The 12,835-nt window shown below is 38.8% G+C and carries 7 protein-coding genes; all 7 read left to right on the forward strand.

Features of this window, described 5'->3' with window-relative positions:
- The first annotated feature begins 3 nt into the window (after positions 1–3).
- Entirely contained in the window at positions 4–1,224 is a 1,221-nt protein-coding gene (locus ACSLUH_RS15635) for an ATP-grasp domain-containing protein (protein ID WP_448568670.1), read from the forward strand.
- Complete coding sequence (locus ACSLUH_RS15640) at positions 1,224–3,092, forward strand: IucA/IucC family protein (RefSeq protein ID WP_448568672.1); 1,869 nt, start codon at positions 1,224–1,226, stop codon at positions 3,090–3,092. Before ACSLUH_RS15635 ends, ACSLUH_RS15640 begins: the two co-directional genes overlap by 1 nt.
- Positions 3,085–4,263 (forward strand): MFS transporter, encoded by a 1,179-nt coding sequence (locus tag ACSLUH_RS15645; protein WP_448568674.1) that lies wholly within the window; start codon positions 3,085–3,087, stop codon positions 4,261–4,263. The genes ACSLUH_RS15640 and ACSLUH_RS15645 overlap by 8 nt, the downstream gene beginning before the upstream one ends.
- Positions 4,253–6,103: an IucA/IucC family protein gene (locus tag ACSLUH_RS15650; protein ID WP_448568676.1), complete on the forward strand. Its 1,851-nt coding sequence runs from the start codon at positions 4,253–4,255 to the stop codon at positions 6,101–6,103. The genes ACSLUH_RS15645 and ACSLUH_RS15650 overlap by 11 nt, the downstream gene beginning before the upstream one ends.
- The gene (locus ACSLUH_RS15655; protein WP_448568678.1) at positions 6,097–7,332 is read left to right on the forward strand and encodes a type III PLP-dependent enzyme; all 1,236 of its coding nucleotides are present in this window, start codon (positions 6,097–6,099) and stop codon (positions 7,330–7,332) included. Before ACSLUH_RS15650 ends, ACSLUH_RS15655 begins: the two co-directional genes overlap by 7 nt.
- 814 nt (positions 7,333–8,146) lie before the next feature.
- Positions 8,147–9,103, forward strand: coding sequence for a homoserine O-succinyltransferase MetA (metA, locus tag ACSLUH_RS15660; protein WP_448568680.1), 957 nt, complete (start codon positions 8,147–8,149; stop codon positions 9,101–9,103).
- An 8-nt stretch (positions 9,104–9,111) separates the two neighbouring features.
- Complete coding sequence (gene metH / locus ACSLUH_RS15665; protein WP_448568682.1) at positions 9,112–12,804, forward strand: methionine synthase; 3,693 nt, start codon at positions 9,112–9,114, stop codon at positions 12,802–12,804.
- Positions 12,805–12,835: the final 31 nt, after the last annotated feature.

Below are 12,835 nucleotides of genomic sequence, written 5' to 3' on the forward strand. Positions count from 1 at the left end.
ATCATGAAAAGGCAAAAGCCAATTATCATTTTAGCACACGTCGTTAATAAAACAGTAGTTGATGGTTTTTTGCCCGCTGCTGTTGAGATGGGACACCCAGTGTTCATTTTTACCGATCAAGCGATCGCACATCAAACATACTTTAGTGAGGAGCAGTTATCTAGTTACCCTACTGAAATCATCGCTTGCGATGTCTTTAATGCACAAGCAATCATTGAAACTATATTGCAACAAGGTATTGATGCCGCCGCCATTTTTTCAAATAGTGATTATTTGCAAACTGCTTGTGCTCAAACCGCTTCATTTTTTAATTTACCAGCAAAAAATTGGCAAACTTGTTACAGAGCAAAAAACAAGTATGCGATGCGCGAGCATTTACGGCAGAAAAACATCGCCAGCACTTGGTTTAGCGCTTTAAATAGCATGGAAGAATTAATAAGTCTATCACCGCCTTTTCCTTGTGTTGTGAAACCTCAACAGGGCGTCGCTAGCATGAATGTCAAGCTATGTGAAACATCGCAACAACTAGAACAGTTCTGTCGACATTTTTGGCAAAGTATGCCTGAACAATCACTCATTATTGAAGAGTATATTCAAGGCAATGTTTTCACATTAGAAACATTAGGAGATGGAAAAAATATTATAGCTTTAGGCGGTTTCGATGTTGAAATATCTCCTTCACCTTATTTTGTTGAAAGGAAAGCTTATTGGGTGGATAACGTGACGAGTGAGCATAGAGTTGAAGCTTTTGAGCAAGTTAAAGCATTCGGTGTGAATTTTGGCAGTTGTCACAGTGAGTTTATTCTAACAGACCAGGGGCCTCGCTTAATTGAAATAAATTATCGGACGATTGGCGGTAATAAAGAGTTTTTACTTGATAAATTAGCTAGTTTTAACTGGTTTAAGCAAGTATTGAAACTACATTTAGGGGAAGAACTACCCGAAACACTCTCAATAAAAGGTGAAGCTATTGCACATTATTACACTGCTGAGCAAAGCGGCAGTCTAATGAAGCAGCCCGAAGCTTTTGAGCTTCATCAGCCACATTACATTAAATTAGAGCACCTGAAAAACGCAGGTGAAAAAATCGAGCTTAGTCATTCTGATCGTGACCGACTAAGCATTTTAATTGCTCATTCGAAACAATATGGTCAGATCAAAGAATCCACGCTGCATGAAACACTAAAAACAATAACGAACAACTTGGTTTGGGAGATCAGCTGATGAACCAGCCCATAGTTAACCCAAAACGGTCTATGCAAAAAGTGACTAAAAACGATGTTGGTAACACAATAATCAGTGAAGCACAGCAATACATTACACGCAGGGTTTTAGATGCATGTCTTAGAGAGAATGTTAGAGATATCTTTAAATATGGTGAGATTATCAGTGGAAATGCTATAAGCAGACTCTTAATAGCATGGCCTTATGCAAAACCAGAACAATGGTTATCCATTACACATTTAGGTGACTTTACGCTTTATTTACCGCTTGAAAAAAGTCTGTTTATTCAGCCTTGGAAAGTATCAGTTCCTGCATGGTTAGTATTTGAGAATGAACATTTATATATTGCTCAGGGCTATCAAGATTGGTTGATGTTACTGAGTCGCGACTTAACTGAAGAACAGCAAGGTTATTACGACATTTATATAAAAGAGTGTGATTGTGCGGTTGATCATCGCGCGATCGCGAAACAAATTTTCGAAACTCAGCAAGATAAACTCAATCAAGAAATATTCAATAATACTGATAGTTGGCAGCAGCTTTCTTTTACTGAACAATTGGCAGCGCATCTAGACCATCCACTTTATCCAACCGCTAGGGCAAAATTTGGTTTGGATGAAAAGGGGGTAGAGGCCTATTGTCCAGAAGCCATGGCAGAATTTTCTTTAAATTGGCTTGCTGTTCCAAAAACCTTACATATTAGTAGCGTACCAACGCCACCGGCGCAATGGCCAAACTTTGAGCAAGTAGGGCTTCATGCATCGTTAGCTGAAAGCCACCAACTAGTACCTGTTCACCCTTTAATGTTTAACCAATATATCATTAAAAAGCTAAATGATTGGTCACATAAAGCGGACATTCACTTTGCTCCATTAAGTTATCTGAAGGTTAGGCCCACTCTATCTGTAAGAACAGTGTTGTTGCTGGAAGAGCCTAACATACATATAAAACTGCCTTTACCGATGCACACTCTTGGTAGCAAGAATATTCGTACAATAAAACCCAGTACCATCACAGATGGTTTTGTCTTCCAACAAATCTTACAACACCTTGCTATGCATGATGAACACTTAAAGGATCATTATTTACACAGTCACGAACAACAAGGTGGGCATGTCGACCAACGTGCAGATCTTGCTTGGTTGATCAGAGAGTATCCAGGTGAAGTATCGTCAACGGCTCCTGTTTGTGTTGCTGCTTTTATGGCCGAAAATCCCGACGGTACGCTAGTGATCGAACAACTGGCTAAGCATTTTTATCAATCAGATTTAGCGAAATTATTAGACGATTATTTTGGTTTATTACTTAACGTACACCTACGATTATGGTTAGTTTACGGTATTACGCTTGAAGCTAATCAGCAAAATTGTCTAGTGCTCTTTCATGAAAATAAACCGCTAAAATTACTTTTTAGAGATAATGATTCGGGTCGGATATACCCTAGGCGGTTATTGCAAGAATGTCCGAGTTTACAAAACAAGTTGGCGCAATTTATTGATGCCCGCATGTTTGTTGATGATGACGTGCCTTTGTTACAGATGTTTACTACCATCATTCTTCAACTCAATATGACGTGCCTTATTCATGAACTATTGATTCGAAATTTGGTGAATGAAACTGAAACTTATCAACTATTGCAGAAAAAATTTCAGCAAGCGCTTAGCCAACTAAATACGCAAGATGTTGAAACCGCATATGTAGAAAAACACTTGATTAAAGCGCCTCTTCATTATGTTAAATGTTTGCTCTCTGCAGGAAGTTTATTGAGCAAAAAAGATAGCGGGGCAGCGAGTATTAATAAGTTTTATGGCTTAGGTGCTATAAATCCTTTAATGCCACAAGCAGCGAGTGAAGTAAATAATGACTAAATTTAACCCCATAGTACTTACAGTACTTTTTTGTCATTTTTTATCGTCATTTACCATATTAGGTATGCCTTTATTTTTTCCTAAAATCATGGAAAACTTCCTGACGAGTGAACAACAAATGTATATCGGCTGGTTTTATGTTTTGCCGACCATTTGTACCGCAATCTCCAGCCCTTTATGGGGGCGCTTTGCTGATAAATACGGTAAGCGGCTTTCATTAATGCGAGCACAGCTGGGCTTAATGATTGGTTTTATTATTGCGGGTATAGCACCTAACTTATGGGTCTTCTCATTAGGTTTGATCATTCAAGGTACTTGTGGAGGGACATTCGCTGCTTCAAATGCTTACTTGGCTAGCCAAGTACGCCCTAATGAGCTTGCTAAAACGCTTAATGTAACTCAATTTTCTGCTCGGCTTTCTATGATGGTCGCTCCGATATTATTAGGCGTTTTTATTAGTATCGATAAACCGGTCACTCTATATTGTTATTTAGCTGTTTTACCTTGTTGTGCGGCGATAGCGATAAGTCGACTACCCGTGAAAGAAAAACAATATGATAAGGCATTAAAAAAGACTAATAGAGCGCATAAAGGACAAGGCTTTCTACTGAGTTTTAATCGTATTTTATTGATTAAATTTTTATTTAGTTTTTCTGTTGTTGTGTCATTTCCATATTTTTATCCTTATATGCAAGGCTTAGGAGCAACCAATAATACCCTTATTGGCTGGTATTTTAGTTTGCCTCATTTAGTGTATTTAGTTGTTATTGCCGTGAATAGCAATTGGCAAAAACAATGTTCGGCAACTCATATGTGTACGTTAGGCTTAGGTGCATTATTGGCTTCTGTCCTTTGTCAGTATCAAGCGGTAAATGATAATTATATTTTCATGTGGCGTTTGTTGATGGGCGTAGGTATTTGTTTAACGTTTATTGGTTTACATCAAGGGATTGCCGTTTTAAAAACAGAAAAAACAGGCTTAATGTTTGGACGGTTTGATAGTGTCAGTAAATGGGCAGGAGTGATTGCTGGCTTATGCTCAGGCCTAGCGATTCAAAATTTTAATGTACACAGTCCATTTCTTATTAGTGCTTTAACCAGCACCGCCGCATTAATGCTGTTAATTCTACCCCAAGTAAAACAACCAGAGACTAAACAATATGTCAGCTAAACAATTATACTCATTAAAATTTAACCGTTCCTTACACGATAAGAAAGCTGAGTTGCGCAGTATCACTGACCTTTTGAATTGTTATTGTCGAGAATATGCTGCGCCGAAACAACAAGTTTTTATTAATCCAACATTTGGTCGTCAGGACTGGCCTGATGCGCTTAAAGTTTCTTTTAATAAAGGTAATGACCAGTTTTTGTTAGTGTTACTGCCTGAAAGTCAAAGTCGCCTTATTGTTCGGGTAAAAGACTTAAAAAGTTTGGGACAATGCCGATATACCAGCGCCCCATACCTTAAAAAGCTTGGCAGTGGTTGGCATAAGTTAGACCATAAAAGCTTAACATTGCAATTATTAAAACATTTAGCTGTTGTTTTAAATCAACCATTAAATAATGAACTGTACCGGCAAATTCAAAATAGCTTATTTAATAGTCAGCAATTTTTATCATATAAGATGCAAATAGACTCTGTTAATGAAGCACAGAAAAAATTAAGTAAAGACGGTTTTATTCACTCAGAGCAAGCGTTAATTTGGGGACATGCTTGGCATCCAACACCAAAAAGCCGAGAAGGTATTTCTCAGGCGGCGCTAATGAAAATTTCGCCTGAAGTAGGTGCTTGTTTTCAGCTAAACTTTTTAGCCGTTAAAGAATCACTACTAAAAGCGAATAATAGTGAAGAAATAAATGGTATTAGCGAGTTACAGCAGCTGCTTAACATTGAACTACCTAAAGATTACCGCCTATTACCTTGTCATCCTTATCAATTTGAAAAGTTTAAAAATAGTGCGTTATTTATACAAGCGATAGAGCAAAAGTTGATTGTCGACCTAGGTAAACATGGTAGTGAATGGTACCCAACATCTTCAGTGCGTACTTTATATAATAGTGAGTTTAATTTTTTCTTAAAATTTTCTCTCCATGTTCGCTTAACTAATTGTATCCGTAAAAATGCTTGGTATGAATTGGAAAGTGCAATATTTCTCACTAACGTAATTGAACAGGTACATCAAAAACAGGGAATTCCATTCACCCACTTTATTATAATGAGAGAACCGAGCTCCGTTACGCTTGATTTACGTTCCTTAGTCAATAAAAAATCGTTTGAACATACTGAAGATGATGTTCAACAATTAAGTGAAGCATTTGGTTTATTGTTTCGTACTAGTTTTGATCAAGCGGAGTTAGATAATTACCAACCAAGGGTAGCGGGCGCTTTATTTTCAGATGATGAAGACTTCGCAAGTGCAGTGATCCCATATGTTAAATCATTAGCTTTAGCACACCATTTAACATTTAATAATGCAGCCTTATTATGGTTTGAAAACTATTTAACGAGTTTATTAACACCGGTTTTATATTACTTCTTTAAGTTAGGTATTATCTTTGAACCTCATTTGCAAAATACTGTTATCGGATTTACTGATCATTTGCCAACCCGTATTTACTTGAGAGATTTAGAGGGCACAAAACTAATCGAAGATTTATGGCCGCAACAAGCTATTGATAGTTTAAGCGAGCGGGCTAAGCAATCCATTCATTACGATCGAGCTCAGGGGTGGCGACGAATAGCCTATTGCACCTTGATCAATAATATTAGTGAAGCTATTTACCACTTGAGTGGCGATAGCAAGATACAAGAGCAAAAAATGTGGCGACAAGTGCGTCATGCCATTATTAAGTATCAGCAAGCATTCGGTCGTGAAATAGAGTTGGACGCTCTGCTAGCAGGTGAAAATATTCCTTGTAAATGTAATTTTATGACTCGCTTGTTAAAACGTGCAGATAAAGAGGCTGATTATGTATACCTAACGAATCCTATGGGAGAGTCATTATGTTAGCGACTTCGATAGCCAATAAACAAGTGACCCGACAGTGGTCATTAACATCACCATCCATTGAACATGCATTAAAGCAATTAAGTCGGCAAACCAATGAGCCACTATGTGCTTATATTTATGATCTTAACGCATTAGCACAACACGCGCAGGCTATGGTTGACGCTTTACCTGAGAATTGCCAATTATTTTATGCGGCTAAAGCTAATGCAGAGGCACCGATACTAGCAACACTGAAATCTATAGTGCATGGTTTTGAGGCAGCATCAGGTGGTGAGTTATCATGGCTATGTGAGCAGTTACCTGATGAAACTTTGATTTTTGGGGGGCCGGGTAAGCTCGACAGTGAATTACGACAAGCTATTAATGATGGCGTAGAATTTATACATGTAGAAAGTTTATATGAACTTCAACGTTTACAAAATATTGCTGAAGAACTGAATGTCCGCGTTTGTATTTTGTTGCGTATGAATATTGCGTTAGGTGGTATTGAAACAACTAAGTTAACCATGGGAGGAAAAGCGACACCTTTTGGTCTTGATGAAAGCCAATTGGATAAAGCATTAACAATAATACAACAATGCCCAAATGTAAAATTAGAAGGATTTCATTTTCATTTAATGTCTCATCAGCTATGCCTTAATAATCATCTAAAATTAATGGCATTATATTTTGATACCTTCCAACGTTGGCAAAAAAAATACCATTTAGCATTAAATCACCTAAACGTTGGAGGGGGGATTGGGGTCAACTATACCGATGTTAATGATGTTTTCGATTGGCCAAGGTTTTGTCACGAGTTGAAAAAACTGATCAATGAAAAAGGAGTGAATAGTTTAAAAGTTAGGTTTGAGTGTGGTCGTTATATTAGTGCTGCGTGCGGATATTATTGTATGGAAGTATTAGACATAAAAAAAAATCATGGTGAGAACTTTGTTATTGCCAAAGGAGGGACACATCACTTTAGAACACCCGCAGCTCAAGGTCATAGCCATCCTTTTACACTATTTAAAACGAATAAAAGGCTAGCTAATTCACCATCGTTAAAAGATTGTGAAGTAACTATAGTTGGTCAGCTATGTACGCCAAAAGATGTTTTAGCGAAAGGGCAATGGATTGATAGCATTAGTGTCGGCGATTATGTTGTCTTTAACCACGCTGGTGCGTATGCATGGAATATTTCACATCAAAATTTTTTAATGCACCAAAAACCTGATTTTTTATATGTATAAACTTTACATATATTATCGAATATTCATCTGGGCAGTTTAATGTGATTTTTCGCATCCCCCTTCGAATAAAATAAAGTCTGAATAGTTATATTTGGACTTTTTTACTTTTGTGTTGTTGATAGTAGGCATACATTTAAGCCATAAGTACAGGCCAGCAAACTAATAAATAACAAGAGTACTTTTATTGGTAAACCGATAAAATCATCAGTGTGGAATTTATACTTGAAGTTCCTGATTTTGTAGCTATCGAGGTTTCGCTGAGTTCAAAACGACTCAAAATTTTTCCTGTATAATGATTTCCCCAACTCCTCTTATAAGTGTGGTTTTCATTTGACATTTGAATACCCAAGGCTAATGGAGATTCAATATTATCAGGCAGAAATATTCGATTGATTTACCTCCAGCTAAGGCTGACATTACTATTGTGTACACCTGTATCGCTGAGGTTTCAATATGTTTGTTTGAACCTTTCTTCTGAATTAGTACCACTTCTTCATTGAAGCGATTAGCAATCAGTAAATTATCAGATAAAATTCGAAAAATATTACTTGCTAGTTTTTGCGTTTTACAAAATCATTAATCAAAAACGGGCTTGTAGCCCTTGCACTGTATCATTCTCGCGCTTGACGGTATTCTCATTTTAAATGACGTTTTACATAAACCCAAATTGGACTAACTCATAACCAAATCATTTGGACGTCTATACGTTTAGATGTTGACATATCTAGCAATCCAAGGCACATTAACCTTCCTAATTTTTAATAGCGATAAATCACGTTTCGTTATACTAAAGTAAAACTACAGGAGGTTGAGAATGCCCATTAAAATTCCTGATCAATTGCCAGCGTTGCAAGTGCTTGATAATGAAAATATATTCGTCATGTCAGAGCACCGTGCGATTAATCAAGATATCCGTCCAATGGAAGTGGCGATCCTCAACCTAATGCCGAACAAAATAGAAACTGAAGTGCAAATTCTTCGGATGTTGGCAAACACTCCGTTGCAAATTAATATCGATTTTGTTCGTATTACTACGAATGAATCAAAAAATACGCCTAAAGAGCATTTAGATACGTTTTATCATTTATTTGATGATATTAAGCACAAGCCCTATGACGGCCTAATTATCACTGGTGCGCCACTAGCATTACTTGATTATCAGCAAGTCACCTTTTGGGATAAAATCTGTGAAATCTTTGATTGGGCCGAGAAAAATGTTACTTCGACGATGTTTTCTTGTTGGGCTGCTCATGCAGCGCTTTATCATCACTATGGTTTAAAAAGAACGCTGAGAGAGCAAAAGTTATCAGGCGTCTACAGCCATCGCACGTTAAATCCTAAAGAAGAGTTAACTCGAGGCTTTGATGAGCGCTTTAATGTACCACATTCTCGTTATGGCTATATCAGTAAAGAAGACTACCAATCGGTTGATGAATTAGAGGTCTTGGCTGAGTCAGATGAGGCTGGTGTTTACCTCGTGGCCAGTAAGAATAAGCAGCAAGTTTATTTAACTGGCCATCCCGAGTACGACACATTCACGTTAAAAGAAGAGTATGAACGTGATGTTAAGGCGGGTTTAAACCCTAAAGCACCTGAAAATTATTTTAATAATAATGATGTTAGTAGTGTGCCGTTAAGTTCATGGCGTAGCCATGGTAGCTTATTGTTTACCAATTGGTTAAATTACTATGTTTATCAAATTACCCCGTATTTGTTGGATGCTGATAATATTCAAGCTATCCACCCTGTCGTTAAGCGATCGTTAAAATGAGTAGTAACATGAAAAAATCACCATCCTACGCTTTGTTAGAGCAAAGATTAAAAGACAATATATTATTGCTTGATGGCGCGATGGGTACCATGATCCAGGCCTATAAGTTTGAAGAGCAAGACTATCGAGGTGACAGGTTTGCTGATTGGCATTGTGAGGTTAAAGGTAACAATGACCTATTAGTACTCACGCAACCAGAAGTGATCAAAGCGATTCACCGCGAGTACCTGCAAGCGGGTGCCGATATTATTGAAACCAATACTTTTAACGCGACTACCATTGCCATGGAAGATTATGACATGGCGGCGATTAGTGCAGAGATCAATCGCGAGGCTGCTGCACTAGCGCGCATTGTTGTTGATGAATTTAATCAACAAACGCCAGATAAGCCGCGTTTTGTTGCGGGTGTCTTGGGACCAACAAACCGCACCTGCTCAATTTCTCCCGATGTTAACGACCCATCGAAGCGAAACGTTACTTTTGAACAGTTAAAAGCGGCATATATTGAATCAACTAAAGCGCTCATTGAAGGTGGTGCTGATATTATTTTAGTGGAAACGATATTTGATACCTTAAATGCTAAAGCGGCTTTATTTGCAGCAGAAACCGTGTTTGAAGAGCTTGGCTATTGTTTGCCGATTATGATTTCTGGCACCATCACCGACGCGTCAGGCAGAACCTTATCTGGGCAAACTACGGAAGCGTTTTATAATTCTTTACGTCATGCTAAACCAATTTCTTTTGGTTTAAATTGTGCGCTTGGGCCGAAAGAGTTAAGACAATATGTTGAAGAGCTAAGCCAAAATTGTGAGTTTGCGGTTTCTGCGCACCCTAATGCGGGTTTACCGAATGCGTTTGGTGAATATGATTTAGATGCACAAAATATGAAGGTGCATGTCCAAGAATGGGCGCAATCGGGCTTTTTAAATATTATTGGTGGCTGTTGTGGCACAACACCCGAACATATTGCGGCAATGGCAGAAGCGGTTGCAACCTTACCACCAAGAGTCATTAGTGAGAAAGAAGTTGCCTGTCGCTTATCAGGTCTTGAAGCATTAACCATTGATAAAAACAGTTTATTTGTCAATGTTGGTGAGCGCACTAACGTGACAGGATCAGCAATATTCAAACGCTTAATCACTGAAGAAAATTATGATCAGGCTATCGCTGTTGCGCTACAACAAGTTGAAAATGGGGCGCAAATCATCGATATCAACATGGATGAGGGCATGCTTGATTCTAAAGCGGCAATGATTAAATTTTTGAATCTGATTGCTGGTGAGCCTGATATCGCCAAAGTGCCTATTATGCTCGATTCGTCAAAGTGGGATATTCTTGAAGCGGGCTTACAGTGCATTCAAGGTAAAGGTATTGTTAATTCTATCAGCCTCAAAGAAGGGGAAGAGAGTTTCCGTCACCAAGCAAAATTAGTGCGTCGCTACGGTGCTGCCGTGATTGTTATGGCCTTTGATGAAGAAGGGCAGGCTGATACTCGCGAGCGCAAGTTTGAAATTTGTCAACGCGCTTACCGTATTTTGGTTGATGAATTAGATTTTCCACCAGAAGACATCATTTTTGATCCGAATATTTTTGCTGTCGCAACAGGTATCGAAGAGCATAATCGCTATGCGGTTGATTTTATTGAAGCAGTCGGTGACATCAAGCAACATTTACCCCATGCAATGATTTCTGGTGGTGTCTCAAATGTTTCGTTTTCATTTCGAGGAAATAATCCGGTTCGAGAAGCCATTCATGCAGTATTTCTTTATCATGCCATAAAAAATGGCATGGATATGGGTATCGTCAATGCCGGTCAATTAGCGATTTATTCAGATATTCCCGAAGATCTGCGTCTTGCTGTAGAAGACGTGATCCAAAATTCAGATGATGGGGCAACAGAGCGTTTACTCGATGTCGCAGAGCGTTATCGGGGACAGGCCGGTGTTAGAGACAATAAAGCGGATCTTGCATGGCGAGAACTACCGGTCAATAAACGGTTAGAGCATGCGCTGGTTAAAGGGATTAATGAATTTATTGTTGAGGATACCGAAGAAGCGCGATTACAAGCAACACGGCCGCTTGATGTCATTGAAGGACCACTTATGGATGGCATGAATGTGGTTGGTGATTTATTTGGTGCTGGTGAGATGTTTTTACCCCAAGTCGTAAAATCTGCTCGGGTAATGAAACAAGCGGTTGCTCATTTGAATCCTTATATCGAAGCGGAAAAAACGGAAGCCAAATCGAATGGTAAAGTGTTATTGGCTACGGTAAAAGGCGATGTGCACGATATCGGTAAAAACATTGTTGGTGTTGTTTTACAGTGTAATAACTATGACATTATTGATCTTGGTGTCATGGTGTCCTGTGAAGAAATTCTCAGAGTTGCAAAACAAGAGAAGGTCGATATTATAGGCTTGTCAGGTTTGATCACTCCATCTTTAGATGAAATGGTGCATGTCGCGAAAGAAATGCAGCGTCAAGGTTTTACCTTGCCATTACTCATTGGCGGTGCCACCACATCGAAAGCCCATACCGCGGTAAAAGTATCTCCACAGTATGAGCATCCTGTCGTTTACGTACCTAATGCATCACGCTCTGTTTCAGTGGTCAGTAATTTACTGTCAGATGAGCTCAGACCCGCGTTTATGGAAAGACAAGAATTAGAGTATCAGCGAGTGCGCGAAAGGCATTATAAAAAGGGGCCTCGTTCAAGTTTGATTTCACTTGATGAGGCTAGAGCTAATGCCACCCCCATTAGTTTTGACAATTATCAGCCAGTTAAACCTAATAAACTCGGTGTTACCGTGCTTGAAAAGCTCGATTTAAATGTCGTGCGAAATTATATTGATTGGACGCCATTTTTTATGACATGGCAGCTATCAGGTAAATATCCGTTGATTTTAAAGCATGAGGTTGTCGGTGAAGAAGCAACGCGTTTGTTTAATGATGCCAATGCAATGCTTGATGACATTATTGCCAATAATAACTTAACCGCTAAAGCTGTATTTGGTTTATTTCCAGCTACGCGCGTTCAAGACGACATTATTATTTTTGAAGATGAGCAACGAGAACAGCAATTAATGCGAGTTCACCATTTGCGCCAACAAAGTAAGAAGCCACAAGGGCAATATAACCGTTGTTTAGCTGACTTTGTTGCTGAGCAAAGCTCTGGTATCAACGATTATGTCGGTGCCTTTGCTGTGTCTGCAGGTTTTGGTGCCGAAGACTTAGTCAAGCAATACGATGCCGAGCATGATGACTATAACAGTATTCTGGTTAAAGCAGTTGCTGATAGATTAGCTGAAGCAAGCGCAGAGTATCTTCATGAGCAAATTCGAAAAGAATATTGGGGCTATGCACCAGATGAACAACTGGATAACGATGGATTAATTCGTGAGCAATATCAAGGTATTCGCCCGGCACCAGGCTATCCAGCGTGCCCTGAACATACGGAAAAAGGACTGTTATGGAAATTACTCAACGTTGAAGAAAACATCGGTATGGAATTGACTTCAAGTTATGCGATGTGGCCTGGAGCGGCGGTTAGCGGCTGGTATTTTGCTCACCCAGAAAGTAAATATTTTGCGGTAGCTAAATTGGGTAAAGATCAGGTGTTAGATTACGCGGCAAGAAAAGGTTTTACCATTGAACAAGCTGAACGTTGGTTGTCTGCCAATTTGGATTATGAACCAGAATAGCGCTAATGTTTAGCAAAACCCCACAGGAAAA

The sequence above is a fragment of the Thalassotalea ganghwensis genome (genome assembly GCF_053485795.1).